The sequence below is a fragment of the Sulfitobacter sp. 1A13679 genome, assembly GCF_043557115.1.
Taxonomy (GTDB): domain Bacteria; phylum Pseudomonadota; class Alphaproteobacteria; order Rhodobacterales; family Rhodobacteraceae; genus Sulfitobacter; species Sulfitobacter faviae.
Genome location: NZ_JBIFFO010000031.1, coordinates 1 through 26,062 on the forward strand (window position 1 = coordinate 1; position 26,062 = coordinate 26,062).

At 52.2% G+C, this 26,062-nt stretch carries 21 protein-coding genes and 1 pseudogene; 16 read left to right on the forward strand and 6 right to left on the reverse strand.

What is annotated here, in order from left to right; genetic code table 11:
- Nucleotides 1-500: 500 nt before the first annotated feature.
- On the reverse strand, nucleotides 501-2,624 hold the full coding sequence (locus ACGYLA_RS18245) for a GumC family protein (protein ID WP_394434364.1): 2,124 nt from the start codon (nucleotides 2,622-2,624) through the stop codon (nucleotides 501-503).
- Between the two features lie 570 nt (nucleotides 2,625-3,194).
- Between ACGYLA_RS18245 and ACGYLA_RS18250 the strand changes: the two genes are divergently transcribed.
- Nucleotides 3,195-4,517, forward strand: a complete 1,323-nt coding sequence (locus ACGYLA_RS18250) for a glycosyltransferase family 4 protein (RefSeq protein ID WP_394434366.1) — start codon at nucleotides 3,195-3,197, stop codon at nucleotides 4,515-4,517.
- 15 nt (nucleotides 4,518-4,532) lie between these two features.
- Here the strand turns inward: ACGYLA_RS18250 and ACGYLA_RS18255 are convergent, their stop codons facing one another.
- The 4 genes from ACGYLA_RS18255 to ACGYLA_RS18270 all read right to left on the reverse strand — a co-directional run bounded on the left by ACGYLA_RS18255 (nucleotide 4,533) and on the right by ACGYLA_RS18270 (nucleotide 9,364).
- Nucleotides 4,533-5,051 (reverse strand): transcription termination/antitermination protein NusG, encoded by a 519-nt coding sequence (locus ACGYLA_RS18255; protein ID WP_394434368.1) that lies wholly within the window; start codon nucleotides 5,049-5,051, stop codon nucleotides 4,533-4,535.
- Nucleotides 5,052-5,161: 110 nt separating this feature from the next.
- Nucleotides 5,162-6,511 carry a polysaccharide biosynthesis/export family protein gene (locus ACGYLA_RS18260; protein ID WP_271694108.1) on the reverse strand — a complete coding sequence of 450 codons (1,350 nt, stop codon included), beginning with the start codon at nucleotides 6,509-6,511 and terminating at the stop codon, nucleotides 5,162-5,164.
- 97 nt (nucleotides 6,512-6,608) lie between these two features.
- On the reverse strand, nucleotides 6,609-7,229 hold the full coding sequence (locus ACGYLA_RS18265; protein ID WP_394434370.1) for a YjbF family lipoprotein: 621 nt from the start codon (nucleotides 7,227-7,229) through the stop codon (nucleotides 6,609-6,611).
- On the reverse strand, nucleotides 7,226-9,364 hold the full coding sequence (locus tag ACGYLA_RS18270; RefSeq protein WP_394434372.1) for a YjbH domain-containing protein: 2,139 nt from the start codon (nucleotides 9,362-9,364) through the stop codon (nucleotides 7,226-7,228). Before ACGYLA_RS18270 ends, ACGYLA_RS18265 begins: the two co-directional genes overlap by 4 nt.
- A 197-nt stretch (nucleotides 9,365-9,561) precedes the next feature.
- On the opposite strand from ACGYLA_RS18270, the gene ACGYLA_RS18275 reads away from it, so the two are divergent.
- The 15 genes from ACGYLA_RS18275 to ACGYLA_RS18345 all read left to right on the forward strand — a co-directional run bounded on the left by ACGYLA_RS18275 (nucleotide 9,562) and on the right by ACGYLA_RS18345 (nucleotide 25,097).
- Nucleotides 9,562-10,317: a metallophosphoesterase family protein gene (locus ACGYLA_RS18275; RefSeq protein ID WP_394434374.1), complete on the forward strand. Its 756-nt coding sequence runs from the start codon at nucleotides 9,562-9,564 to the stop codon at nucleotides 10,315-10,317.
- Nucleotides 10,318-10,466: 149 nt separating this feature from the next.
- Nucleotides 10,467-10,832 (forward strand): MarR family EPS-associated transcriptional regulator, encoded by a 366-nt coding sequence (locus ACGYLA_RS18280; RefSeq protein WP_394434376.1) that lies wholly within the window; start codon nucleotides 10,467-10,469, stop codon nucleotides 10,830-10,832.
- Between the two features lie 157 nt (nucleotides 10,833-10,989).
- Complete coding sequence (locus ACGYLA_RS18285) at nucleotides 10,990-12,267, forward strand: lipopolysaccharide biosynthesis protein (RefSeq protein ID WP_394434378.1); 1,278 nt, start codon at nucleotides 10,990-10,992, stop codon at nucleotides 12,265-12,267.
- Between the two features lie 5 nt (nucleotides 12,268-12,272).
- Complete coding sequence (gene pseC, locus ACGYLA_RS18290) at nucleotides 12,273-13,427, forward strand: UDP-4-amino-4,6-dideoxy-N-acetyl-beta-L-altrosamine transaminase (protein ID WP_394434380.1); 1,155 nt, start codon at nucleotides 12,273-12,275, stop codon at nucleotides 13,425-13,427.
- Nucleotides 13,424-14,137 carry a pseudaminic acid cytidylyltransferase gene (gene pseF, locus ACGYLA_RS18295; RefSeq protein WP_394434383.1) on the forward strand — a complete coding sequence of 238 codons (714 nt, stop codon included), beginning with the start codon at nucleotides 13,424-13,426 and terminating at the stop codon, nucleotides 14,135-14,137. The genes pseC and pseF overlap by 4 nt, the downstream gene beginning before the upstream one ends.
- On the forward strand, nucleotides 14,130-15,239 hold the full coding sequence (gene pseG, locus ACGYLA_RS18300) for a UDP-2,4-diacetamido-2,4,6-trideoxy-beta-L-altropyranose hydrolase (RefSeq protein ID WP_394434385.1): 1,110 nt from the start codon (nucleotides 14,130-14,132) through the stop codon (nucleotides 15,237-15,239). Before pseF ends, pseG begins: the two co-directional genes overlap by 8 nt.
- The gene (locus ACGYLA_RS18305; protein WP_394434387.1) at nucleotides 15,236-15,886 is read left to right on the forward strand and encodes a formyltransferase family protein; all 651 of its coding nucleotides are present in this window, start codon (nucleotides 15,236-15,238) and stop codon (nucleotides 15,884-15,886) included. Before pseG ends, ACGYLA_RS18305 begins: the two co-directional genes overlap by 4 nt.
- Nucleotides 15,879-16,940 carry a pseudaminic acid synthase gene (gene pseI, locus ACGYLA_RS18310; protein ID WP_394434389.1) on the forward strand — a complete coding sequence of 354 codons (1,062 nt, stop codon included), beginning with the start codon at nucleotides 15,879-15,881 and terminating at the stop codon, nucleotides 16,938-16,940. The genes ACGYLA_RS18305 and pseI overlap by 8 nt, the downstream gene beginning before the upstream one ends.
- Complete coding sequence (locus ACGYLA_RS18315) at nucleotides 16,937-17,824, forward strand: hypothetical protein (RefSeq protein ID WP_394434391.1); 888 nt, start codon at nucleotides 16,937-16,939, stop codon at nucleotides 17,822-17,824. The genes pseI and ACGYLA_RS18315 overlap by 4 nt, the downstream gene beginning before the upstream one ends.
- A 403-nt stretch (nucleotides 17,825-18,227) precedes the next feature.
- Entirely contained in the window at nucleotides 18,228-19,145 is a 918-nt protein-coding gene (gene wzy / locus ACGYLA_RS18320; protein ID WP_394434393.1) for an O-antigen polysaccharide polymerase Wzy, read from the forward strand.
- A 279-nt stretch (nucleotides 19,146-19,424) separates the two neighbouring features.
- A complete protein-coding gene (locus ACGYLA_RS18325) occupies nucleotides 19,425-20,579 on the forward strand; it encodes a glycosyltransferase (protein ID WP_394434395.1) in 1,155 nt (384 codons plus the stop codon).
- A gap of 15 nt (nucleotides 20,580-20,594) precedes the next feature.
- Nucleotides 20,595-21,623 (forward strand): polysaccharide biosynthesis protein, encoded by a 1,029-nt coding sequence (locus ACGYLA_RS18330; protein ID WP_394434397.1) that lies wholly within the window; start codon nucleotides 20,595-20,597, stop codon nucleotides 21,621-21,623.
- A 4-nt stretch (nucleotides 21,624-21,627) separates the two neighbouring features.
- A complete protein-coding gene (locus tag ACGYLA_RS18335; RefSeq protein WP_394434399.1) occupies nucleotides 21,628-22,761 on the forward strand; it encodes an NAD-dependent epimerase/dehydratase family protein in 1,134 nt (377 codons plus the stop codon).
- Nucleotides 22,762-22,763: 2 nt separating this feature from the next.
- Nucleotides 22,764-23,903: a non-hydrolyzing UDP-N-acetylglucosamine 2-epimerase gene (gene wecB, locus ACGYLA_RS18340; RefSeq protein ID WP_394434401.1), complete on the forward strand. Its 1,140-nt coding sequence runs from the start codon at nucleotides 22,764-22,766 to the stop codon at nucleotides 23,901-23,903.
- Nucleotides 23,904-24,107: 204 nt separating this feature from the next.
- Nucleotides 24,108-25,097 carry an NAD-dependent epimerase/dehydratase family protein gene (locus tag ACGYLA_RS18345; protein WP_394434403.1) on the forward strand — a complete coding sequence of 330 codons (990 nt, stop codon included), beginning with the start codon at nucleotides 24,108-24,110 and terminating at the stop codon, nucleotides 25,095-25,097.
- A 361-nt stretch (nucleotides 25,098-25,458) separates the two neighbouring features.
- On the opposite strand, the pseudogene ACGYLA_RS18350 reads toward ACGYLA_RS18345, so the two are convergent.
- A pseudogene (locus ACGYLA_RS18350) lies at nucleotides 25,459-25,800 on the reverse strand (transposase); the annotation flags it as partial.
- Nucleotides 25,801-26,062 lie beyond the last annotated feature (262 nt).

The window sequence follows — 26,062 nt, forward strand, 5'->3', positions numbered from 1 at the left end:
AGGTTGCCGCCTGAAATGAAATCAATGCTATAGCTTACCACGGCGGCAAACTGGTCGAATTTCCAGGACCACCTCTAGGTTCTTGGTCTTTGGATCGCTGACAACGAGGGCGCCAAATTTTGGCTCTCGGTGATGGTGATCCTTAGCTTGCGACCGATCCTTCTTGGACCGACAGCGCGAATCCTTGCCAAACGGGCCGATTTGGCCGTTCTCATTATTTAGTCTGACCGCACTTGCCGCGCAATGGTCGAGAAAGTCGTACAAGTATTACAATATTACTTCCAGGGCATCCGTGGGGCTGTGTCGCGTCAGATTTAGCGTCGGCGCGGGTAAGGTGGCGGTCGGAGAACGGAAACATTGCAGCTACTGTATAGCTTACTAGGCAAGCTAAGGCCGATCTGCTGCGATTGATACCTGAAGCTGAGTTGCCTCAGGTTTGTGATTTTGCCCCTACAGCTTCTTTGCTGTAGGGGCATGGACGCTCACCCTCGCGCAAGTTATTATGTGTCATAGTAACTTGAATAGTCGCCGTAACTATCGGTGTAGCCGTAGCGCTTCATTTTGTTGCCGTCGATCTGGCTTAGCACCAAACCGCTCACCCGCACATTGACGCTTTGAAGGGACTTCAACCCATCGAGAACCTGACGCTGGGGTGTGGTATCCCAGTGTACCGTGTAGATCACGGCATCGACGAGCTGGCCGATCACGCGTGCATCAGGCACGGCGAGGACGGGCGGCGTGTCGATGATGATATGGTCGTAGTGCTCTCGTAGCCCCTTGATGAAGTCAGCGAAGGTGTTCGATGAAAACAAGTCGGCAGCGTTAATGTTCGATTTCTCACCGTACAAAATGTCGGCTTTGAGCGTTTCGTCATGCACGATGGCTTTTTCAAGCGGGACTTCTCCAGAGATCACCGAGAGGAAGCCGCGCTCTTGATCGTGATTGAAATACTCGTCCAACACGCGCCTTCTGATGTCGCCTTCAATCAATAGTACTTTGGCGCCGAGACCGGCGAAGTTCTGAGCAAGCGTAAGAGATTGAGTGGTCTTACCCTCTCCGGGAACCGAAGAGGTCGACATGATGACCTTTGGTTGTTTATCCAGATTCGCGAGAAGCAACGAAGTGCGCAAGTTACGGACGGACTCGGCAGCAGCCGAATTAGGTTTCTGCGAGATGTATTCCAAAACGTTCCGGCGATGTTTGGCCGGAATTTTGGGAATCTGCCCGATGACGGAATGGCCAGTTTTCTCTTCAAGATCCTCCGGGGTGCGGAAGGTATTCTGTGCCATCTCGCGTAGGAGTACGGCACCGGCCCCGACCATAAGCCCCAAGATCAGTGAAAGGGCCAAAACCCGAGATTTACGGGGGGCGGAGGGCGTGGATGGTACCACGGCCCGGCTTAGCATCCTGCTGTCCGCCTGCTGGATCCCCTGTTGGATACTGGTCTCCTTGAGGCGGCTCAAAAAGGCTTCGTAGAGCAGTCGGCTCGCTTCGACTTCCCGCTGAAGCTGTTCGAGAATGACGAGCTCTTCGGACTGATTGTCAATCCGGGTGGTTACCTCAGAGATTGAGGCTTCGATCGCGTTGAGTTGAGAGGCGGCGCGGGTCGCTTCGAGCTCTGCCCGCGCAATCAAGGCTTCGGCCCGGGTCTCGAAGGCTGTTTCTGCTCCTACGCTCCCATCTTGGAGGCGCCGGTAGACCTGATTAAGGGCTGGATCATTTGCAACATCAACAAACGCGGCAGGACCGGAGGCTCGGGCTTCCTGCAACATTTGCAACCTGCCTTCTGTCGTTTCGGCCTGACCGATAAGCGTGGCGCGGCGGTCGCGCAGGTCTTTTAGCTGCCGGTTGAGAGCGGCAAGGGTTTCCGCGTTTACAAGCTGGGTATTCGTCGAGAAATCTTTGAGTTTCGCTTGCGCGGTTTCCAGTTCGATCTGGAGGCCGCTTACGCGTTCGCTCAACCAAGTTGTCGCCTGTTCGGTCTTCTCGAACTTTACGGAAATCTGATCTTGGATGTAGAGTTCGGCCAGCCGGTTCGCCATCGCGGCAGATTTATCGGGGTCTTGGGTGGTCACCGTAATTTCGAAGACAAAGCTCTGCCGCAGGTTGGAAGCCGAGATGGAATCGAGGACCTGGTTGATCGTAGAATCAAGAATAGCCCGTTCTGTTATCCGTCGCGTTTCCTGTGGCTCGGAGACGAGGCTGCGCACAAAATCGACGACCTGACCGATGGAAAAGCTGGGGGCGGGCTGTAGGAGGGTGTTGAACTCGGGGTCCTCAAGAAGATCCATGTCCATGACCAAATCTTCGATGAGACCGCGCGACCGCAGCACTTCAACTTCAGTATTGATTGTCGATTGGTCCCCACCAAGCCCTGTCACGACGCTCTCAATGTCCATCACCTGTTCTTGCCGGCTTTCAAGCGCGATCGCGGCCTTGGCAGTATAGACAGGGACGGCAAGACCGTAGGCATAGTAGCCCCCTAGGAGCAGGGCTATCAGCCCACAAAGCGCGATCCACGGTTTGCCGCGCCAAAGGGTGCGGAGCAGGCTAGAAAGATCAATTTCGTCATCGGTATCACGGTCCTGAAGGGTGCTTTGAGCAAATACTTGTTGCTGTTTCATGAAATACTATTCTCACGCAAATCGCTTGGTTGACCGTTAACTACACCGGTATGTCTGGTAATGCTATGAAAGATCGGCAAAAAGCTGTGCATGCATTGCTAGGGTGTGCCATTTGGTAGGCGATAGGAACTTCGGTTTTTGTTTGTCATACCACTGGTGCCGGCGTTACCCTACCTTATGAGGTAGAACTGCCGGTGAGATTTTAATCTTTCAGCCATTTCTTAAGGCGCGCGAATCGCGGAGATAGTCAAAGGGCCATTTTAGCTTGCATATCATTTAGCCTGTGTCAGCCCTGTACGGCTTTCTAAAGTTTCAAATGGCAATGGGATACGCTGCCTACACTTGCTTTTCAGGCTCAGTTTAGGAAGCGAAAATTTGGGGGTTTTCTTTTACTTTGAAAGACTTATGCCGTAATACGACCGTGAAGACCATGTCGAAGTTCTGTGGAAACGCTGGTGTATGGTGGTAGACTTCCACGCTTGACGGGGAGCGCGCCAGTGCATTTTTCTAGGGTGTATTACAAGATCGTTTTACGATAGTACGCGCATTATTTTGTAGAGGTATCTAGTTTTGTTCGAACCGTGGATTTTGTTGGCGACCTTTCTGATCAGTCTGGCCATTGGTCTGCTTTTCATTGCATGGCCAGGCTTGTTGATGAGCCAGGAGCATATGGAGCGTGATCTGGGTGCGCGGCAGGCGACGCATACGCGTCCCACGCCCCGTGTGGGCGGCATCGGTATCATTGTCGCGCTTGTTTTCGGGTGTTTTTACTATGCAGACCAGTTGCGCAGTGATCTGTTTTTGTCGCTGGCGGCAGGACTGATTGTTTTTTTTGTTGGTTTGCGAGAGGATATTCACCGGAACGTAAGCCCGCGTGCCCGGCTTTTGGCGGCTTTTGCCGCGGCCGCGCTGGCGATTGCGCTCACGCGTACTGTCGTTCCAGATCTTGGACTGGTGGACAATTCGCTGGCTTATTTTGTTGTCCCCGCGATCGCTATCACGTTGTTGTGGTCAGCCGGCACTTGCCACGCGCTGAACCTGATCGATGGCCTTAATGGACTCTCCTCGCTATATAGCATGAGTGCGGCGGTAGGGTTTTTCACGATCGCCAGTTTCACTGGCGATGGGGATGTGCAGATCGTAGCGGGTTCGTTGGTTGCGGCGACGCTTGGCTTCTTCGTGTTGAACTGGCCCTTTGGGCGGATCTTTCTGGGTGATGCGGGGGCCTATGGGATTGGCCATGTGCTGGCGTGGCTGGGCATTGTGTTGGTCGCGCGGAACCCTTCGGTTGCGGGGATGGCGGTTCTGCTTTTGCTGTTCTGGCCGGTGTGTGACACGCTCTTTTCGATCTTACGACGTCGGATGACGCGCAAGGCGACCGACCAGCCGGACCGGCTGCATTTCCACCACCTCGCAGTGCGCGCCTTGCCTCTGCTGCGGAAGCGCAGCCGTCGTAGCCAGTTCGACAATCCTCTGGCGAGCCTTCTTCTGTTGCCGTTTCTTGGTGTGCCAATCCTCACTGGGGTCCTGCTCTGGGATCAACCTATCGCGGCGGCCTTCGCCCTCGCACTTTATATTTCGCTTTTCGCGCTCGGCTATGTCGTTGCTATGAAATATTTTACATCGCATCGTTTCCGTCAGCCGCGCCGCTTCGTCCCGCTTTCGCTGAGCCGTAAGATCGAAGGGCGGCAGAACTCGCCTCTGTCGGGGACATATACGCGGGACGGGGAGAACTTTGATGTGTTGATCTACCGCGACAGTCCGACTGTTTATTGGACTTTGCAAGCGAAAGCAGCGGGCACGGGCGCGCTAATTCTCTATGGGAAGTTTCGCAACGACGTCATCGCTTATGAGCACTTTCTGCGGGACGCGGAAAACGCCCAAGCAGCGTAAGCTGTTAGTGAAAGGTCACTCTGTGACCTTCGCCACATGAGCGCGGGGCAGGGAGGAGCGGACTTCCCTGCCCATCAAATCGATCAGCACCCCGACGCGCTCTGCGCTTGGCAGAGCTTCGATCTTTGTCACGAGTTCGGCAAAAGGTCCGGTGAGAACGCGCACGCGATCTCCGACTTCTAGGTCATCTTCACCCTTGTAAGCCTCTTCGGGATCGCAGCGGTCCTGTAGGGCGCGGATCAGTTCTTCTGGAAGGGGCCGGGGGCGGCGGGGGTCGTTCAGAATAAGGCGTGAGACACCTCGCGTGCTATTGATGGCCGTCCAGCCCGTTTGGCTGGGATCGAAGCTTACAAATAGATAGCCGGGGAAGAGCGGGCGCTCCACCGCGCCCTTGTTTGGCCGATTGCGAGGGCTTTGCAAAAGCACGGGCGAGAAAGTCTCAAATCCCTGTCGTTTAAGATGAACCCGCGCTTGGGCGAGGCCATGCGGGCGCAGTTGGGCGACGAACCAACCTGATCTAATAGTATCAGACATCTATAGCTCTCTGGTCATCTCTTGCGCTGACAACTGGAAGCGCGCGCCGATGGCGCGCGCAGACTGTTGGAAGGAGGCTCAGAGGTCGGCAGGCCAAGCCCACCACCAATTTAGTTAACCGAGCTGGCCACACTGGAGATAATCGTCGGGGTAATCTGCGTGATGACCCGGTTCCAGCGCGTGACTGGCTGTTCGGCGACGAAGATGATGTCGTTCGGACGTAGCTCCATCCGTGTCGCGAGAATCAGGTTGGTTGCATTGCGCGCGTCGAGGTTCCATGCGGTCACTGCGCCGAACTCGCGCGGATCGTTCGAGCCGCGCAGGACGTAGATCTGCGAGGGATTGCCGGTCATCGTGTCGATTCCGCCTTCGGAGTAAAGCGCATCCGCGAGGGTGGATTTCCGGCCGAAGGGCAGAGTGAAGCGACCGGACTTGGTCACTTCTCCGGCGAGATAGGCGTAGTCCCGCTCTACGGCGTCATTGGCGAGCTGAGCTTCGAAGTTCGCGCGGCCTTCTTGGAGAGAGGCACGGCGCAGATCGACGACTGCTGTGAGTTCTGCCAAGGCCTGGGCGCGCGCTTGTTGGCGGAATTGCTGGAGGGTGATCTGCTCGGCGAAATATGCCTGCGCCCGATCGAGCTGGTACTCGGTGTCGACAAACACGCTGTCTCCTGCGATGAGGCGAGTTTTTTGAAGGTCGGGCCGACGTAGGTACTGTTCGAGCGGGATTTGATAGAGGTCGCCATCGCGGTAGAGGCGGATCGAAGCGTATTCGAGATCGGGGGTTTGGATACCGCCTGCGCCTGCCACGGCTTGGTCCAACGTAAGCTGCGTCAAGGTGATCGGGATCACGGTGGGGTTGCCGACAGCACCGCCGACAGAAACGCGTTTGGAATTGAACTCAGCGATCTCAAGACTGAAAGAGGGGTCGATCTGCGCTTCCAGTAAACGCTGAAAAAGTGCCGCTTCTGCTTCTTCCAATGTCAGGTCCGAGACTTTGACGCGGCCGACATCGGGAATGGCGATCGCCCCGTCATCCTGTACGGTGTAGCCTTGGCGCCGGTTTTGCGCGGCGAGCAGGCCGCTCAGCTCTTCGACGGTGCTGCTGCCACTGCGCGTCGCCAGCAAAAGCACATCCCCGACGCCGATATGATAGGTCGTGTTAGGCGGGGTGCTGGGGATGCGGAGTGCGAGGTTGCCGGGCTTCGTCTGAATCTGGGAAACTGGCGAAGGTGTCGGCCCCGCGCCGCGCAAGCCGCCTGCGCCGCCGGCAGTCTGGAAGAACACAGCCGGAAGCTGTTTGGGTTCATAGGTTGATCTATTCGCGGCCAGAACGGTTTCCGAGGTCAAAGGTACGATACGGACCTTGCTGCCAGCTTCGGTGACTTTCGGAGAGACATAGGCCACCCCGCAACCGCTGAGGAGTATCAGAGTAGAAGCAGCGATAAGACGTTTAAACATTAAGGAACCTCGGAATAAAAACGAACGGCAGCGTGTGAACGCGAGAAGGGCCTAGGAACTAAAACTCGCTAATCGGCATGGACCTGTTTGCGGGGCATTAAACATCCTCCAACCGGATGTAGCCAAGGTTTGGGCCAATCCATTGCCGGGACGCGACGACTTTGCCTCCCGACATTTGATAGCTGTTCTTAAAGCTGTGATCTTTGCCATAGCAGGTTTCTGTGATCTGCGCATTTCCGCTATAGTTGCAGATGTAGCTCTTGATCACAATCTGATCTTCGCCATCGAGATAGCGATGAACGCGGACGGCTTGTCCGCCGTGGCGCAAGCCTGTAAGCACTTCGGCGACATCGCCGCTCATCAAGTCAAATCCGAGACCGCGGGTGCCGACAAGCACTCCTTCTTTGAGGCTCAGTGAGATGTTGTCGGGGGTGAAATAGGTTTCGACATTGCGGTTAACCCCCTTACGTACGAGGATCGAGGCCCGTTCATTTTGCTCGAGCTGAGCGATCATCAAAGACGTGTGCTGAAACTGTTGACGCACCTCAGGGGTCACCTGCCGCCGAATGTCTGCCATGCTGGAGGGTTTCGAGGCCGGCTGCGTAAAGCCGAGCAGGACCTGACCGATTGGGCCGAGTATGCTTTGCTGCGATTGGCCCGACCCGCAGGCAGTCAGCAGCCCCAAAAGGGACAAGACGGCGATAGATTTAAATTTCATCTCCAGAACCTGCCCCAGCTGTCTTTCAATTCGGGTGTGTGGTAGCCTCGCACGCTTTCGTAGAGACGGTTTCTGACCTTCAGCCTTGCACCCCCGTCGCGTGTCAACGGTTGGATCACGGCCTTATAGGTTTTGTCCGAAGGCTCGCCCAATACATGCGACAGCGGCACGGTAAAGCGCAGACCTTTGTCAAAAGACCCTTCGCCGAAATCGTCAAATGAGACATCGGTGAAGGTGGCGTAGGCGCCGATGCTCCAGCCATTTGCGAAGACACGGTCGAGGGTAAAGGTCGCCCCGTAGTCGCCCGCCAGATAGCGGCCCGCGTCCACTTGGCCAAGGTAGCCGTTTCCAAAGTCGTAATAGGCGGAGAGGTGACCTGTCGCGATTTCGTAGTCCCGGAAGCCGAACCTTTGGTCGAAATCGCGCTGTACCGCGTAATTCACCTCTGCACCCAAGGCCAAGCGGCTGGCGACGGGTTTCCAGAGCAATTCACTCGAAACACCCCCGAATTGCGATTCGAGGTAGCCTGCGGTGACCCGGGCGTAGAGATCTTTGCCGGGTCGGAAGTAATGCGCCAGCGTCAGATGCTCTAAGGCGGTTTCCCCCTCGCGCGCGTAGATTGCGGATTCTGACCGAACCCGCGGCAGCACGGAATTGGACCCGCGGGCCGCGTCACCGATATTTCCCGCCAGCCGTTGTTCAATGCTGCCTGACAGGAACCAGCCTGGCGCGATGTCGTAACGCCCTTGCAGCCGCAGGCCGGTGTCGAGGCGTACCGGCTCGTCCGGATCAAAGTAGCTGGCGTTAAGGTAGGGGCCGACGGACCAAGTCAGGTTGGGGTAGTGGTCGCCATGATAGGTCGCGTCTTCCAAGCTACCTGCGGCATCCTCAATATCCGCGCGGGCATAGGCCTGCCATGATCCATCCGCCTCATGCTCTAAATCCTCGATGTCCGACCGGTGTAATGTGGTGGCGGAGAGCGGAATGCCGTTCTCCAACGGGACGACGGTAAAGGTTTTTACCGATGCTGGCATAACCCGCGTGAGGATGCGCGCCGTGCGCCCGATGGCTTCGGGACGGGCGAGATAACGCTCGTTGCGAATGTGGACGGTCACGGCATTCGGGCTGATTTTCATTGCCTCCAGCGCCATACCGTCGCTGGCAAGCAGTGTGGCAGTTTGCTCGCGCAGGCCGGATTCGACGCCGACGGCCTGTGTCCAACCAAGATCGGACGCCGCCCCCGGCGCGCGTCGTTTCACTGGCAAAGGTGCGGGGCCCTTGCCACCGTTTACGAGGGGGTGCCTGGGGTTGTTCCGTAGGTTCAGCGAGAAGCCGAATGTTGAGCCATAAAGGTAATGCGCCTGAAGGTGGATGTTGTCGCGGATCTCGTAGTCGAGGCCGAAGTTGAATGGGGACTTATGCTCGAACGAACCGTATCGGGTTTCACGATTGTAAGCATCAGATGAATACTCGGCCTTCAGCGTTAGCTTATCCGTGGCCTGCCAAGCCACCCCGCCAAAGAGCGCGGCATCCCCCCGGAACCAACCCGCCGCTTCGATCTCACCGCCGCGGCCAAAGTCTCGGTCCGGTCTGGTTTCAAAGCGGCCATCGATGACGCCAAGCGGGTTAGAAAAGCCATTGTAGCTGCCAAGCCGTCCCCATCCAATACCCCCCGTAAAAGTCAGGCGGGGGGTGACGCTTTTCGTAGCGACGATATACTCCGCCGAGTAGACGCCTGTGCCGATAAAATCCTGCAAGCCAACTGCGATCGCCGGCCGGCTGCTGGTTTCATCCACAAAGCGATAGCGTAGGTCGAAGGAGCGGTCGAAAAGAGCGCCGCCCCCGGAGAAAAAATCGTCGATCTTGCTGTAGCGGAAACTGCCGGAAAGTCGCGGGGTAATTTGAAAGCTTAGCGTGGTACGAGCGGTATTGGCGAACTGACTATATGTCGCCGTCAACTCAGCATCTTCCGCGCTCTGCGCCGTGGGCATGTCGACCAGCCCGACGGTACCATAGGTCGTGTAGGAATAACCTTCCGTCTGCGCTGCGGCAGGCAGCAAGAGCAGACCGACCCCCAACATCGCACGCGGCGTCCGGCGGCGTGATGCAGGCTTTGCGCGAGGCTTGTGAGTCATATCTCTCTCCGTTCCTTGTAAGTAGGGATACTTGTTCAGCCGCGGCAGGGCAATCGCTGTGCGAGTCTCTCCCGCATTCGAGAGCCCTGAGAAGTTTGATGTGGCCTATCGGTCGCAGTCGCGTTAACCGAAGGGTTCGCAGGACCATAACAAGGCAGCACTCAGGGGGCGATATGCGCAGGGGGATCACATCGTGGTTGAAGAGCTGGAAGAAGCACGACCGCGTGGAGGTGGAAGGCGTTCCTGACGATTTCGCACCTGAGATACCGTTTTTCGCCGTTGGTGACATCCATGGTTGCGCGGGGCTTCTGGATGCCATGTTGCTACAGTTAGGGGCTGCGGCATCCGGCGAAGAAACGCGCGTATTCCTCGGGGACTACATTGATCGGGGGCCGGACTCTCGGGATGTTCTCATGCGGTTATGGGGCCTCTCACAAGAGCATCCAGATAAAGTGGTCTGCTTGATGGGCAATCACGAGCGCATGATGCTCGACTTTATTGATGACCCGGCAGGCTCGGGCGCGGAATGGCTGAGGTTCGGGGGCGTGGAAACCCTTCGTAGTTTTGGGATTTCGGCTGAAAAGAAGAGACTAGACAGTGACGCATCAATCGACCTCGCCAACGCTCTAGAGGCCGCGCTGCCGGCCGGCATGCAGGAATGGCTGCGGGGTCTGCCGCTCCAATGGTCGAGCGGTAATATGCACTGCGTCCATGCAGCGATGTCCCCGAAGCGTCACCCCAAGGCGCAGCGCGAGGAGGCGCTTTTGTGGGGGCACCCGAAGTTCTTTAGCGAGCCCCGTGAGGACGGGGTGTTTGTCGTTCACGGGCACACGATTGTCGAGATCGCGAGCATATCGGCGAGCCGGGTGTCTTTAGATACAGGGGCCTATAAAACGGGCCGGTTGACAGCGGCTCGTGTCTCGGAAAGCACCTGCGATTTCTTCCAAGCTTAGTTCTGACTCGCAATAACTTTGCCATCTAAATTGAATTCACCTTTCCTAAAGGGTAAATTGAAGGTATGCGTTCATCTATGAACGGAGTGTCGTTCGTTTCGGAGGCTGTCTTAGCGACCTCTGGTGCGGTAGCTATGTCCTGAAAGCTTATGGCAAAGCCAGTCAATGAAGATATCCGATTCCGAGTAATGCGGGCGCTTGAGGCTGATCCGAAGCTGTCTCAGCGAGATCTAGCCAAATCTTTGGGGATTAGCCTTGGTGTCGTGAATTATTGCCTGAAGGGTTTGATCGAAAAGGGCCAAGTCAAGGTTGGGAACTTCCGGTCGTCTGGGAATAAGCTGCGCTATACATATGTCCTGACGCCGCGCGGTGTGTTAGCGAAGGCGAAGCTGACGACGGCCTTTTTGAAGCGTCGTATGGCTGAGCACGAGGCCTTGATTGCTGAGATCGAGGCGCTGCAGCGTGAGATTGATCCTGAAGTGGTTGGGCAGGGCGCTTCGAAGAGCATCCGATAGTTTGCGTTATTGGGGGTTTGCGCTGCCAGCCTTGGCGCCCCCCCGTTCTTATCCAGATTACCTCAGCTACACGGGTGCGGCTTGGTCCTTTGGCGATGTAACAACTCTACTGTGCGTGTCGTTTTTAAGATTAAGTTCTCCAGGAACTAAGGTGATTATGAATTTTAATTTCCAGCGTATTGGGAATGTCGGGCTGCGCAGCTTGACACTCGGTACGCGCTTTTTGTTTATATTCTTTTTGGCTAAGTACTTAAGCCCATCTGATGTCGGCTACTATGGTTTGTTTACCGCCACTGTTGGCTACGCAATGTACTTCGTGGGATTGGACTTCTATGCGTTTGCCACTCGAGAGATTATCAAAACGCCAAAGGAAGACAGGGGCCAACTGTTGCGGGGGCAAGCCGCCTTGTCGGGGTTGCTATATTTAGGACTGCTACCTGTTGCGCTTGTCTTTCTTTACAATACCGGCTGGCCCGCTCATTTGGTTTGGTGGTTTATCCCCATTTTGATGTTGGAGCACTTCAATCAGGAAGTGTTTCGGCTGCTTGTGGCACTGTCGGAACAGGTCATCGCCAGCCTCATTCTATTTGCGCGTCAAGGCAGTTGGGCCATAGGAATTGTCATCTTGATGGCAGTGGAGCCGGCTAGCCGCAATCTCGACGCCGTTATGGGATTTTGGCTGCTTGGCGGAGCCGGCGCGGCTGGTCTTGGTTTCTGGAAGTTGAAAAAGCTTAGCATGGGCGGCTGGGGTAGGGCTGTTGATTGGGCCTGGGTAAAACGCGGCATTCAGGTCAGCGTCTGGCTGCTGATCGCGAGTTTGGCGCTGCGCGGTATTCAGACGGTGGATCGGTACTGGTTAGAAGCGCTAGGTGGGATTGATCAGGTCGCTGCCTATGTTTTGTTTTTGGGTGTCGCGAGTACGTTAATGGTTTTTCTGGATGCTGGCGTGTTCTCCTTCGCCTATCCCACTTTGATCGCGCAATACCATGCGAACGAACAGAGCGCTGCCCGCAAGACATTGCGCGCAATGTTGGTACAGACGGTCGCCTTATCCGCAGCATTCGCCGTCGCAAGCCTTCTTTTACTGCCCTATCTTCTGAAATGGATCGGCAAGCTAGCCTATCTGGACGCAGTACATCTTTATCCTTGGCTGTTGCTGGCAATGGTCATAAATGCATTGGGAATGATACCCCACTATGCCCTCTATGCCTCACGCAGAGATAATATCATTATATACAGTCATTTACTCGCAATGGTTGCATTTGTGGCCGCGACCTGGGCTCTTAGTGACGCAGTAGGGGCAATGGCTGTCCCAGTAGGGTTGAACATCGCCTTCTTCACAATTTTTACGATCAAAACCTTAGGGTTTTGGTGGCTCAAAAATCCTAAACAACCTGCCCCCGACAATATTACCTCCTCTCTTAAAAACGGTTGAGTTCTATGATCCGCTACGGCCAACAAGATATCACTCAGGACGACATTGATGCCGTCGTTGAGGTCCTAAAATCATCAAACTTGACCCAGGGGCCGAATATCCCGCTCTTTGAAGAAAGCGTTCTGGCGCATACTGGCGCAAAACATGCCTTTGCCGTCAATAGTGCTACATCAGGGCTTCATATCGCCTGTTTAGCCCTAGAACTCGGTCCGGGGGATTGGCTTTGGACAACACCAAACACATTTGTCGCGTCTGCAAATTGCGCGCTCTATTGCGGCGCCCAAGTAGATTTTGTGGATATAGATCCGCGAACCTATAATCTGTGCCCTCAAAAGCTAGAAGAGAAACTGATTGAGGCCAAAAAGGAAGGTCGTCTCCCTAAGATCGTTGTACCAGTCCACCTCACCGGTCAGCCCTGCGATATGGAAGCTATCCATAAGCTTTCAAAAACTTATGGGTTTAGGATTATTGAAGATGCCTCCCATGCTATTGGCGGTAAGTACAAGGGTGAGCCGATCGGCAACGGGCGCTTCAGCGATATTACTGTGTTCAGTTTCCATCCGGTTAAAATTATCACCACCGCAGAAGGCGGGATGGTGCTTACCAATTCTGATACATTGGCGACCCGGCTTGGCTTGCTTAGGAGCCATGGCATTACGCGCGACCCTGAGTTAATGACAAAACCGATGGAAGGGCCTTGGTATTATCAGCAGGTTGCTCTCGGCTACAACTATCGGATGACAGATCTGCAGTCCGCTCTCGGCGTCAGCCAGATGACTCGGTTAAACCAGTATATTGAACGACGCCATGCCATTGTCGCCAGATATGCCGATCTGTTTAGCGATCTGCCGTTAACGCTTCCGTGGCAACATCCAGATTCCCATTCTGCATTCCACCTCTATGTGATCCGGCTTCAGCTAGATAACGGCAGGTCTACCCATCTCGAGGTGTTCAACCATTTGCGTGCCAAAGAGATCATGGTCAATCTGCACTATATTCCGGTTCATTTGCAGCCGTACTATCAGGACAAGGGATTTAAAGAGGGCGATTTCCCCGAGGCAGAGCGCTACTATGAAGAAGCGATCAGTATTCCCATGCATCCGTCCCTAACCGAAGACGAACAAGATTACGTCGTTGAAGCACTGCGTGAAGTTCTATGAGTTTAAGGCTCGCCATCATTCCTGCTCGAGGCGGCAGCAAGCGCATTCCACGTAAGAATATAAAGGTATTCGGCGGAAAGCCTATGATCGCCTGGTCGATTGACGCCGCGCTAGAAAGTGAGTGTTTTGACCGGATTATCGTCAGTACCGATGATCCGGAAATTGCTCAGGTTGCTGAGGCGCTTGGGGCTGAAGTCCCGTTTATACGCCCAAGAGATTTATCCGACGATCACACCGGTACAGTCCCTGTCATTGCACACGCTGTCGCGTGGCAGAATGCGCAAGGCACGCTGGCAACAGAAGTCTGCTGCCTTTACGCCACCGCGCCGTTCATTCGACCAAAAGACCTGCGAGAAGGGCTCAACGCTCTGCAGCGAACCGACGTTGACTATGCATTCTCGGTCACAACATATGCTTTTCCAATCCAGCGCGCGATACGCATCACCGAAGACAAGCGCGTTGCGATGTTTCAGCCGGAGCATTTTGCTACTCGGTCTCAGGATTTGGAAGAAGCCTGGCACGATGCCGGCCAATTTTACTGGGGGAAGGCGGAGGCTTGGTTGGAGGAGCGTCCGCTCTTTGGATCAGCGAGCGTACCCGTCCCGCTACCTCGCTACCGCGTCCAAGATATCGATACAGTTGAAGACTGGGAACGCGCCGAATTGATGCGGCTGGCTCTGCAACAAGCGCAATCTTCAAATCATGGTTAATTCAGCTGCCAAGCAAATCGCGTTTCGGGTGGACGCTTCCACGGAGATCGGTACCGGCCATGTTATGCGGTGCCTGACCCTAGCTGATGCGCTGCGGCAGAAAGGTGCGACGTCTCTCTTCTTATGCCGACCGCATCAGGGTCATTTGATGGACGTGATTGCGAAGCGAGGGCATGAGGTGGTGGCATTGCCTGAATTGTCTAGAGATTGGCACTGCGAGGTTACGGTACCTTCCCATGCGAGTTGGCTAGGAACGAGCTGGCAGCAGGATGCAAAAGATACGCTTGCTGTCCTTGCTGGACGCAATTTTGATTGGTTGGTGGTGGACCACTATGCTCTCGATGCGCACTGGCAGGATGCTGTAAAGGCCGCGTTCCACAACCTTTTGGTAGTCGATGATTTAGCTGATCGTCGGCATGCATGCGATCTGCTGCTCGACCAGAACTTGGGAAGGACGAGAGCGGACTATACTGGCCTTCTCGGTCCAAGCACGAAAGCGTTGATAGGCCCGGAGTACGCTTTGTTGCGACCTGAATTTTCTCAGCTTCGCTCAGAAAGCCTAAATCGCCGCAAAAGCCCCCACTTTAAACGCATTCTAATTACCATGGGGGGTGTAGATAAGGCGAATGTGACTTCTAAAGTTCTGAGGGCGCTCGACGATAGCTCCATGCCCGACGGCGTAGAAGTCGTTGTCGTTATGGGTTCGAATGCGCCTTGGCTTGACCAGGTCCGCGAGACTGTATCACAAATGAAGTACAAGGCTAACGTCCTTGTCGGCGTGTCGAATATGGCGAGATTGATGACGGATAGCGACTATGCGATTGGGGCGGCCGGCAGCACTTCGTGGGAGCGCTGCTGTTTGGGGTTGCCGTCCATGATTTTAGTGATCGCTGAGAACCAGTGGGAAATTGCTGAAGCGTTAGATCGTTCAGGTGCAGCTATATTGTCCGCAGTTGATGGTCTTAAGGAAGCACTGAACCAAGTATTTAGCGATGATTCACTCGTGGACAGGCTTCGCTACCAAGCTGAACGGGCCGGCGCATTGGGCGATGGGCTTGGCGCAGACCGGATCGCGAGAATATTGATAGGAGCGCAGCGATGATTATCACAATTTTATGCAGCGACCCTACACACCCGGTGAATGACTATATTCGATCATGGATCGAAGAATATTCGTCGCCAGAGAAGCAGATCAAGTTGGTTCGTCGAAAGAACCAAGCGAAGGGAGGCGATCTCCTTTTTCTGGTCTCGTGCAACGAAATGATAACTGCGGATGTTACCGACCGCTATCATGCGTGTCTGGTCTTGCATGCCAGTGACCTTCCTGAGGGCCGTGGCTGGAGTCCGCATATCTGGGAGATATCTTCAGGAGCTTCCTCAATCACGGTGTCTTTACTTGAAGCTGATGCAAAGGTCGACAGCGGTCGAATCTGGGAGAAAACCACTATCCCAATTCCGCCGAGCGCACTTTGGGATGAAATCAATGATCTATTGTTTCAGGCAGAATTGAAGCTTATGGAGTTCGCTGTCGAAAACTTCGAAACGATTACGCCTCAGGTGCAGGACCCTGCCATTACGCCTACATACTGGCCTCGACGCAGTCCGGCTGATAGCCGCATTGAGACCGAGAAAAGCATAGCGGACCAGTTTGATCTTATCCGTGTGTGCGATCCTAACCGCTTTCCGGCATACTTTGAGCTTCGCGGAGAGACATACACGTTGAAATTGGAGAAAGTGAACGATGGCTGAAATATCGATCGCAGGCCGAAAAATCGGCCCGGCTTATCCCCCCTACGTAATAGCGGAGATGTCCGCGAACCATAACGGTGATTTCCTGAGCGCACTCAGGCTTATTCAAGCCGCGAAGCAATCTGGAGCGGATGCGGTCAAGATGCAGACCTATCGACCCGATACAATTACTCTAGATAGCGATCTCCCCGATTTTCAGATAGAAACCGGGCTTTGGGCTGGACGTACTCTTTACGATCTCTATGATGAAGCTCATACTCCATGGGATTGGCATAAGCCGCTCTTTGAGCATGCACGAGAGCTTGGTATCACGCTGTTCAGTTCTCCCTTTGATCATACAGCCATTGATCTTTTGGAAGATTTGAATGCGCCGGCTTACAAAATTGCCTCCTTTGAAGCGATCGACCTGCCCCTCATTAAATATGCCGCCAGTACCGGCAAGCCTATGATAATCTCTACTGGCATGGCTGATGCAGAAGAGATCGATGAAGCGATTGATGCGGCTCGGGCGGGAGGGTGTCGTGAGCTAGCAATCCTACACTGCGTAAGCGGTTATCCGGCGCCAGCAGAGGATTATAACCTGCGTACTATACCGGATATGATCGAGCGTTTCGGATTAGTGACCGGGCTGTCGGACCATACTCTAGACAACACTACTGCCGTGACCAGCGTGGGTCTGGGGGCGTCAATCATCGAGAAGCACTTCACCCTTGACCGTGAGGGCGGCGGCCCTGACGATAGCTTTTCTTTGGAACCGCAGGATTTGGCTGCGCTTTGCAGCGAAGTTTCAACCGCATGGGTGGCTCTCGGAGAAGTTAATTATGGACGTAAATCGAGTGAGCAGGGGAACGTCAAATTTAGACGATCTCTATATTTTATTCGTGATCTAGTTCCAGGGCAGAAAGTTTCCGAAGATGACGTAAGGAGTGTTCGGCCGGGGTATGGCCTCCCGCCAAAAATGTTGAGCTACATCTTGGGTCGCGCTGTAGTGCGGAACGTTTCTGCGAACACTCCTGTCAAAATGGATCTCCTCTCCCTCGGGGAGAAACGGTGAACCGGGCCGCATTTATCGTAAGCAAACCTATACAAATTTTGATTGCATTGAATTTGGCGGAGCAAATTGATGCGCTGGAACTAGTTACTTTGATAATCGTTGATGAGTTCCACGGTGCAGAAGATGTATATAACGAATTTCGAGATAGTAGCTATTTCGCATCGAAAGCTGAATTCGAGTTTGTATCAACTAAAAGCGCAGCGTTTAAGAGAATAGCGAACTCAAAGATTCATTCCATTTTTATCGACTCAGACGTTGGGGTAAGAAATTATGCTGCCTTAATTTTTCTTAAGGGCTTGCGTGGAAACCTAGAGATCAACGTGTTTGAAGAAGGCATTGGCACTTATCGGCGTGATTTATACTGTGGATGGAAAAAATTCGCTTTAGATTCGATCGGAGCGGGCACCCATTTTGGGGGGGCAAGTGTGACCGAGAATATCTATGTGTTTGATCACTCAGCTTACTGCGATATCTTCGATAAGGATTCCATGAAGGCAAAGCCAATTCGCGGGGCGGTTATGGACTATCTTGACAAACATAGCAGTGAACTGGCAAGGGTGTTTTCCTATCGCGCGCCTGAAAGCAGCGGAGCTAACAATTGTCACGTTTACCTATCTTCTTGGAGGTTTTCGCAGCGATTTTTTATTGACTTTGGTTCAGCGCCCGGCGATTTATTCGTTAAGCCACATCCCCATACACGATTGGTCCCGGAATGGGTTTACGGTACGATTGTCAGCGCCACAGTCCCCTCCGAACTAGTCATAAACGACCTAAGCAGCAAATATAGTTCGGTTAGCGTTTACCACCACGGTTCGAGTTCGGAGTTCTACATTCGCAGAAATAATGTAAACTTCGTGAAAATCTTCGACGCTAAGAATGGTTAAGTATGTTCATGCGTTTTTCGCGTTGTCCGGACCGGCGCTTCTGATAGTTGGCTTTATTGCCTTCTTCAAGGTTAGTTTGGATGCTGTCGGAATATCTTTCCTAGTTATTGCAATACAATCCGCATGTGCTCTGATGGTGATAGGGATGCGTTGCACGAATTTGCTCACAGTATATTCTATATTCACGCTTGTTTTTTTCTCCCTAATTCCGTGGCTGCATTATTCCGAAGGCCACTATATGTGGAGATCCTCAGTTATACCGTCAGACCTACACCTATTTGCGAACATTCTGATCATCATCTCTAATATATTAGTAGCTATTACTTATGCCCTCACTAAGGGGAAGAGGGTAGCAAGTAAAGAAGCCCAACGGGTGCACCGGAACCGAGGTAGGGCAATGGTAGTGTTACTGCTTATTTCAGTAGCGAGTTTTCTCGGGCTTCTCTATTTGAACGAATTTTCCCTACGGCTGTTGCTTTTCCGCGGTCTCGTAGATGGGATTGCGCAGGGCGCTCAACCGCAATCGCCGATTATTTTGGTGCTAGGCATGAGTTTCCGTCTGGCACCCTTATTCTGTTTTCTCTATTCAGTGGTGAGGATCAGTGGACATAAGTTCTTAAAGGTTCTCCTTCTCATAATTCTTCTTTTTTCAGTGTTTCCTACTGGGGTGGCAAGATTTCTCACCGCCTTCGTGTATATCCCCGTATTATTGGTGCTACTTTCAAGCTTCCGAAGGGCGTGGGTGTTCTCTGGAGTTCTAGTTTCGGCAATTATTTTTGTTTTTCCATTCCTAGAGCAGTTTCGCTATTTCTCGGGGTGGGACCGGATTACCCTTTCGCCAAATCCGGATTTTTTCAGGCAAGCTCACTTTGACGCTTACGAGAACATGCTGAGCGCTATAGAAGCAGAGTTCGTCACTTATGGTAATCAACTATTGGGAGCGCTTCTATTTTTCGTTCCAAGAGCTTTTTGGCAGGATAAACCAGTGGGTAGCGGCTATCAGCTTGCTGAAAACTTAGGTTATCGATTTAATAATATCTCGATGCCATTCTTGGGCGAAGGCTATGTAAATTTTGGTATTATCGGTTTCGTCCTGTTTTCAATAGCCGCAGGCTTTTGCATGGCTAGATTAGATAAAGCCTTCTCGGTTATAATGTCGGCGAAGCGAGTTTGTAGCTTTGAGGCAGCTATCTATCTCTATTTAATCGGTGCACTATTCTTCTTTCTGCGTGGGGACCTCCTCTCTTCGTTCTCGTTCACACTAGCCGGTTTGGCGGTCGCGTTCCTAGTGGCGCGAACGATTAATGCTCTACGCTTTTAGCCATTCTATTGTGTACTCTATCGAAATAGTATAATGCTCGCCAGTGCGATGATTATAAATAATAGCGTTGTTCATTCTAAAGAATCTCAATTTTCGCGCAATTGTACAGCCGCTAATTGCAGTAGTTTCGCTACATCCAATTATGGGTATTTCTGACTAAGTTCTCTAACCTTCGCGCTCTATCTGTGTTAGGTTTGACCTGCTGCTCGCCAAAACCATTGTTGAGGAACGAACCGGAACACGCTACTCAATACAAATTTGGAAGATAGGAATCTAGCTTTGGTAAATAGCGAACCTGACGTTGGAAATGCATCACTTCTGATTAATGCAGCAAATCTTCATTCTGGTGGCGGAGTTCAGGTCGCCGCGTCTACTTTCGTTGAACTCTCCAGACCGAATTTTGCCCAGCACAAGCTGACTGCCTTCGCATCTAGTGAAGTCATTTCAAATTTGGATTCAGGCGACTTGTTTGGCGGAAATAGTTTCGGTCTACAGTTATTAAACACGCGAGGTATCGATCTTCTTAATCGTTCCGCTCGCAAGAGAATGAAACGGTTTGATGTGGTGTTCACTATTTTTGGCCCATTGTATCGTTGGCGTCCACCCTTCAAAAGTATCGTAGGTTTCGCGCAGCCTTGGATTATCTACCCTCAGAACGAACTCTACCTTGATATGTCTATGGGAAGACGGCTGCAAAATCGTTTGAAATTTTGGATACAAGGTCAATTCTTTAGGCGGGCAGATATCCTCGTTGTCGAGCTGGGCCATGTCAAGGAAGGGCTAGTTCGACAGCTTGGTATTTCTCCAGAACGCATATATGTGGTAGAAAATTGTGTTTCCTCTATTTACCGTGATCCGCAAGCATGGGAATCACTTTCTTTCCCGGCGTGTGAGTGCGATTTGCGCCTTGGCTTCATTGGTCGAAACTACAGCCACAAGAATACCAAGATTTTCCCCGAGATCGTTCGCATTCTTAGAGTACAGCACGGCATCAAAGCCAAATTTTTTGTGACATTTACTGAAGATGAGTGGCAGGCTTGCCCCTCAGAATTCCATGAAGTTTGTGTCAATGTTGGTCCCCTTAGGGTCAAGCAATGCCCTAGTTTCTATGAGACTGTGGATGCCGTTGTGTTTCCATCTTTGCTCGAGTGCTTTTCAGCCACACCACTGGAGGCTATGGCAATGAAGAAACCACTGTTTGCGTCCGATAGGCCATTCAATAGGGAGATTTGTTCGTCCTACGCGAATTATTTTGACCCCCTTTGCGCTCGTTCAGCAGCCGGTACGATTGCAGCCTATTTTGAATCTGGAAAGCCGAATAAAAAGACGCTAGAAGCCGCCCAGAATCACGCACTTTGCTTCTCTAGCGCAAAGGAGCGAGCTGAGAAGTATGTCGCTTTGCTCCGCCAAGAGTCGGCTAAAATTCACAAATAGAAATACGGAAAATTCATGTTCACAAACAAAACTTTACTAATCACTGGTGGTACTGGATCTTTTGGTAATGCCATTCTGCGACGATTTCTCGACTCTGACCTGCGTCAGATTCGTATCTTCAGCCGCGACGAAAAAAAACAAGACGATATGCGCAAGAGGTATAACAACCCAAAACTAAAATTTTACATTGGAGATGTTAGGGATTACCAGTCAATCCTCACAGCGATGCGTGGAGTAGATTACGTCTATCATGCCGCCGCGCTCAAACAAGTTCCCTCTTGTGAATTTCACCCCTTAGAAGCTGTCAAGACTAATGTTCTTGGAACCGAGAACACGTTAGAAGCTGCAATCAACTGTGGTGTAAGCCGGGTAGTTTGTTTGAGTACTGATAAGGCCGTTTATCCGATCAATGCTATGGGTATTAGCAAGGCGATGATGGAAAAGGTCGTCGTAGCTAAGTCACGCTCAAGTAGCGATACCGTCATCTGCGCAACTCGATACGGAAACGTCATGGCGTCTCGAGGGTCGGTAATTCCGCTATTTATCAATCAGGTTCGGAATAGGAAACCCATTTCTATCACCGATCCCGCGATGACTCGATTCATGATGACCCTTGATGATGCAGTAGATTTAGTTCTGTATGCTTTCGAACACGGTAACCCGGGAGAGATTTTCGTACAAAAGGCCCCTGCGGCAACCGTCAAGATATTAGCTGAAGCTCTCACCGATCTGCTTGGAGTTCCAAAACATCCCATCGATATTATTGGAACTCGGCACGGTGAGAAGCTGTTCGAGGTGCTGCTGAGTCGAGAGGAAATGGTAGCAGCTGAAGATTTGGGCGGCTATTATCGTGTCCCCCCAGACTTGCGGGACCTCAATTATGGCAAGTTCGTCGAGCAGGGCGAAGTCGAAATCTCGAAGGCTGTTGAATATAGCTCACATAATACAAATCAGCTGGACGTGAAGGGTATGCGAGAGCTCTTGATGAAGTTGCGGTTCATGCGGGCGACTGTACGTGGTGAGCACATCGAGCCGGAGGAGTAATGTAATGGCATTAAGCGGCCAGCGGATCCTCGTCACAGGTGCGGAAGGATTTATAGGGAAAAATCTCTGTGTACGTCTCGGCGAATTTCCGGGAGTCGAAGTGTTGAAGTTCACACGCGGTGACGACATCGCGACGCTGAAGTCTCTAGCTGCTAAGACGGACGTAGTATACCATCTGGCTGGGGAGAATCGTCCAGAAGATCCCAAAGCCTATATGGAGACCAATCACGGGCTTACTGAGGCTCTTTGCGGTGTTTTACGAGATGAATTAGCTTTTTCTGGCCGGAGCATTCCAATTGTTTTTGCGTCCTCATCTCAAGCCATTTTGGAAAATCCTTATGGGCGCAGTAAACGCGCCGGCGAGGAGGCTTTAGAGAGCCTGGCGAATGAGGTTGACATTCCAGTGACTGTCTTTCGGCTGCCAGGCGTGTTTGGCAAGTGGTCCAAGCCAAACTACAATTCGGTCGTAGCAACATTCTGCTATAATATCGCGCGCGGACAACCTATTCATATCGCCGCTCCAGAAAGATGTATCTCGCTTGTTTACATAGATGATGTTGTCGAAGCCTTTGTCCAAGCGGTAGGGAATTCGTTTCAGGGCTACTCGGTTGCTAGCGTTGCGTCTGAACACACCATAACCTTGGGCCACTTGGCTGATCTCGTTAAAGGTTTTGCTGAGGATCGCTCGGCTTTACGAATAGCAGATGTTGGGGGCGGGCTAGAACGTGCGCTCTATGCTACGTATATCAGCTATCTTCCGCTTGATAGCTTTTCGTACGACATTCCGCAGCATACCGATGGTCGTGGAACATTTGTGGAGGTTCTTAAGACGGCTAGCTGCGGCCAGTTCAGTTTCCTAACAGCCGGGGCCGGGGTGACTCGAGGCGGGCATTACCATCATAGCAAGGTTGAGAAGTTTGTGGTTATTCAGGGTGATGCACAGTTCAAATTTCGTCACATAGTCACTGATGAACGTTTTGAAGTGAAGGCAAGCGGTGAAAAGCCTCAAGTAGTTGAAACGATCCCTGGTTGGGCGCACGACATCACCAACGTAGGGAAAGAGGATCTGATTGTTATCGTTTGGGCAAACGAGGTGTTCGACCATGAACGCCCAGATACAATCGCTAGCAAGGTTTAATCATGAAGAAACTGAAGGTAATGTCGGTTGTTGGAACTCGGCCGGAAATTATTCGATTGTCACGTGTTTTTGCCGAGTTAGACGCTCATTGCGAACATATACTCGTACATACCGGTCAGAACTATGACTACGAACTCAACGAGGTATTCTTCACTGATCTGGGTATTCGAAAGCCCGATTTCTTTCTCGGAAGTGCCGATGGTTCGAAAAGCGCAGCAAATACGATCGGGAACCTTATCACAAATGTCGATGAAGTACTGGCTCAAGAAGAGCCGGAAGCGCTTCTGGTCTTGGGTGATACAAATAGCTGTCTTTCTGTGATACCCGCAAAGCGACGCCAGATACCAATTTTTCACATGGAAGCCGGGAATCGTTGTTTCGATCTGCGCGTACCTGAGGAAACCAACCGCCGGATTGTGGATCATACGGCGGATATTAATTTGACGTATAGTTCAATTGCGAGGGAGTATTTACTGCGAGAGGGTCTCGCTCCAGATCAGATCATAAAAACCGGTAGCCCTATGTATGAGGTCCTTCAGCACTACCTGCCGCAGATACGAGCTAGCAATGTGCGCGAGAGGCTAGGTCTTGAAAACAACCGATACTTTACCGTTAGTGCGCATCGAGAAGAAAACATTGAGTCTGATCGAAATTTTGAACGCCTTGTCGATATATTGAATGCGGTGGCAGAAGAATATAACATGCCTGTGGTGGTTTCCACTCATCCACGAACGCGAAAGCGAGCCTTTGGGATGGAAACCGTATTTCACCCGAATGTACGTTTGCTGAAACCATTGGGTTTTCATGATTATGTAAATTTGCAGATGCATAGCCGAGCGGTCCTATCCGACAGCGGTACCATCAGCGAAGAATCATCAATCCTTAACTTTCCTGCTCTCAACTTACGTGAAGCCCACGAGCGTCCTGAAGCGATGGAGGAGGCCTCGGTAATGATGGTAGGGCTTAGCGTCGAGCGCGTTCAGCAAGGTCTTGCCATCCTCGATAGTCAATTGCGAGGAAGCGCACGCACTCTTCGACTTGTTGATGATTACGCCGCCCGAAACGTCAGCGACAAGGTTGTTCGTATCATTCAAAGCTATACTGATTTCGTCAACCGTCAGGTTTGGAAGAAGTACTGTTGACCTGTGGCTAGGCTGCTGTTTTTCTTTTATTTCGCTTCAGTGAGCTTTCTTGTTGTGCGCCAAGGTTTCAAGTATTTAGGCATCTACTATGATGCGTAGCTCTCTTAAAGGAACGATGAAGGAAGTTAGACATTGATACGGTTTGCTGCGCCAAAGGAAAACGCTCGGCTCATACGGCCTTGAGGAAATAATGAAGGAAAGTTTATGCAAGTCACATTAACAGGCGGCAGTGGTTTCATCGGGACCCGCTTGACGGCGCGCCTAATAGAAGAAGGACATAGTGTCTCTAATCTTGACATTAAAATGAGCCGATCGTTTCCGGACTTTTGGTTGCAAACGGACGTTAGAGATGCGCAATCCCTCCAAAACAACCTAATCGGCGATGCAATTGTTCATTTAGCCGCAGTCCATCGTGATGACGTTTATCCTCTGTCACTATATGCAGAAAATAATATAGAAGGAGCTCGCAACCTACGCCGTTCGGCTGAAGCGAACGGGATTAGTAAGATTGTCTTTACAAGCTCTGTCGCGGTGTATGGCTTTGCACCACCAGATACAGACGAATTCGGCAAAATCAACCCTTTTAATGAATATGGACGCACGAAATTCGAAGCTGAATTGCTACTCCGCGAGTGGCAGGAACGGGATCCTGAAGCACGTAGCTTAACAATAATACGGCCGGCGGTTGTTTTTGGGGAAGGAAACAGAGGAAACGTTTACAATCTTTTAAACCAAATTCATAAAGGAAAATTTGTAATGGTGGGGAAAGGGAAAAACCGGAAATCCATGGCGTATGTCGAAAACCTTGCAGCGTTTCTCGCCCACAGCCTGCAAAATCCCGCTGGTATCCATCTGTTTAATTATGTCGACAAACCAGATTTTACGATGAACGAGTTAGTGACTCAAGCTCGCTCCGTTCTGACAGGAAGAGAAAATGTTGGACTAAGGTTGCCACTTTTTGTCGGACAGGCCTTAGGGAACGCCGCAGATGCGGTTTCCCCCGTCCTCGGCCGAAAATTGCCGATCAGTTCAATTCGTGTGAAGAAGTTTGTTAGCAACAGTTCATTCTCCTCGGGCGCCCACGGCTTCAGGGGCTTTGCCGCGCCAATCGGATTAAGTGAAGGGTTGCGGCGAACTTTGCATAGCGAGTTCATAAATCCAGATCCACAAGCCGAATCTTTTGTTACTGAGTAGTTGCCATGGCACATGTTACTACAGGCCTTTCTAGCCGTGAATGCAGATCTGGATGTCAGTTGTGGCTCGGCATGGCAAATAAACTGACGCCTTCTAACAAAACCTCAATAATATTGGCAGAGTGTTATGAAAGGCCCATCGCATTGATCCTCCACTAGACGGCAACGCGGCAAGAAACAAAAGCGCTTGGAACGCTTGCTGGACCACATAGCAGGCCTTAGCAGCACCTGGCGTAGGTGTTAACGTTAACGCTTAATGACACATCTATCTTTAGGCTGAGGGCTCATAGCCAGTAAATGACAGTTGCGGCGAGAGCGAATGCAAAGCGTGAGACCTCTTGACCTGCTCCCCATTGAGTCCGCTAATTTAGGTTAGCTCTGTTCAGGTTTTGGTCCTCTTCTGACCTGTTAGCATATTCGACTGGCGTCAGGCCAGCGAGGCTTGTGTGCGGGCGGTGGTGGTTGAAGTCGGTACTCCACGCAGCGATCAACTGGCGGGCATGGCGCAGGTTGTCGAACAGGTGCTCGTTTAGACATTCATCCAATGCCCGGCAGTGCACAATTACATGCATGAGAGGGCGCATCCTCCCGTTGAAGCTTTCCACAAACCCATTTTGCAAAGGCTTGCCCGGTGCGATGTAGTGCCAGTCAACCTTTCGGTCTTCCTACCATTTCAGGATCGCATTCGAAGTCAGCTCTGTTCCGTAGCACCTCGGGAAGAAGCGCCGCTAAGAGGTTATGGCCGCCTGCGCAGCCCTCAAATTGCGCAGCGGGTGGCCATAACCGGATCTCAGGTCTCAACAGTGGTTTTGCATAACCACACCGCTGAGGAGACCGGCTATGACCACTACCTATGCTACCCTTTCGACCTTGTTGGTCGCCATCGACAGTAAGCGGTGGCCCGGAGTCACGTTGTAGGGTGTGATCCGCGCTGCGAGAACGAACGCATCTTATGACGGGGAGTGC

What these genes read in the sequence shown, in the direction of transcription:
- wecB (WP_394434401.1), top strand. Translation starts at nt 22,764, where the DNA reads ATGAAGAAACTGAAGGTAATGTCGGTTGTTGGAACTCGGCCGGAAATT.
- pseI (WP_394434389.1), top strand. Translation starts at nt 15,879, where the DNA reads ATGGCTGAAATATCGATCGCAGGCCGAAAAATCGGCCCGGCTTATCCC.
- pseG (WP_394434385.1), top strand. Translation starts at nt 14,130, where the DNA reads ATGGTTAATTCAGCTGCCAAGCAAATCGCGTTTCGGGTGGACGCTTCC.
- ACGYLA_RS18270 (WP_394434372.1), bottom strand. Translation starts at nt 9,364, where the DNA reads ATGACTCACAAGCCTCGCGCAAAGCCTGCATCACGCCGCCGGACGCCG.
- ACGYLA_RS18330 (WP_394434397.1), top strand. Translation starts at nt 20,595, where the DNA reads ATGTTCACAAACAAAACTTTACTAATCACTGGTGGTACTGGATCTTTT.
- pseF (WP_394434383.1), top strand. Translation starts at nt 13,424, where the DNA reads ATGAGTTTAAGGCTCGCCATCATTCCTGCTCGAGGCGGCAGCAAGCGC.
- ACGYLA_RS18255 (WP_394434368.1), bottom strand. Translation starts at nt 5,051, where the DNA reads ATGTCTGATACTATTAGATCAGGTTGGTTCGTCGCCCAACTGCGCCCG.
- ACGYLA_RS18280 (WP_394434376.1), top strand. Translation starts at nt 10,467, where the DNA reads ATGGCAAAGCCAGTCAATGAAGATATCCGATTCCGAGTAATGCGGGCG.
- pseC (WP_394434380.1), top strand. Translation starts at nt 12,273, where the DNA reads ATGATCCGCTACGGCCAACAAGATATCACTCAGGACGACATTGATGCC.
- ACGYLA_RS18260 (WP_271694108.1), bottom strand. Translation starts at nt 6,511, where the DNA reads ATGTTTAAACGTCTTATCGCTGCTTCTACTCTGATACTCCTCAGCGGT.
- ACGYLA_RS18305 (WP_394434387.1), top strand. Translation starts at nt 15,236, where the DNA reads ATGATTATCACAATTTTATGCAGCGACCCTACACACCCGGTGAATGAC.
- ACGYLA_RS18285 (WP_394434378.1), top strand. Translation starts at nt 10,990, where the DNA reads ATGAATTTTAATTTCCAGCGTATTGGGAATGTCGGGCTGCGCAGCTTG.
- ACGYLA_RS18345 (WP_394434403.1), top strand. Translation starts at nt 24,108, where the DNA reads ATGCAAGTCACATTAACAGGCGGCAGTGGTTTCATCGGGACCCGCTTG.
- ACGYLA_RS18335 (WP_394434399.1), top strand. Translation starts at nt 21,628, where the DNA reads ATGGCATTAAGCGGCCAGCGGATCCTCGTCACAGGTGCGGAAGGATTT.
- ACGYLA_RS18245 (WP_394434364.1), bottom strand. Translation starts at nt 2,624, where the DNA reads ATGAAACAGCAACAAGTATTTGCTCAAAGCACCCTTCAGGACCGTGAT.
- ACGYLA_RS18265 (WP_394434370.1), bottom strand. Translation starts at nt 7,229, where the DNA reads ATGAAATTTAAATCTATCGCCGTCTTGTCCCTTTTGGGGCTGCTGACT.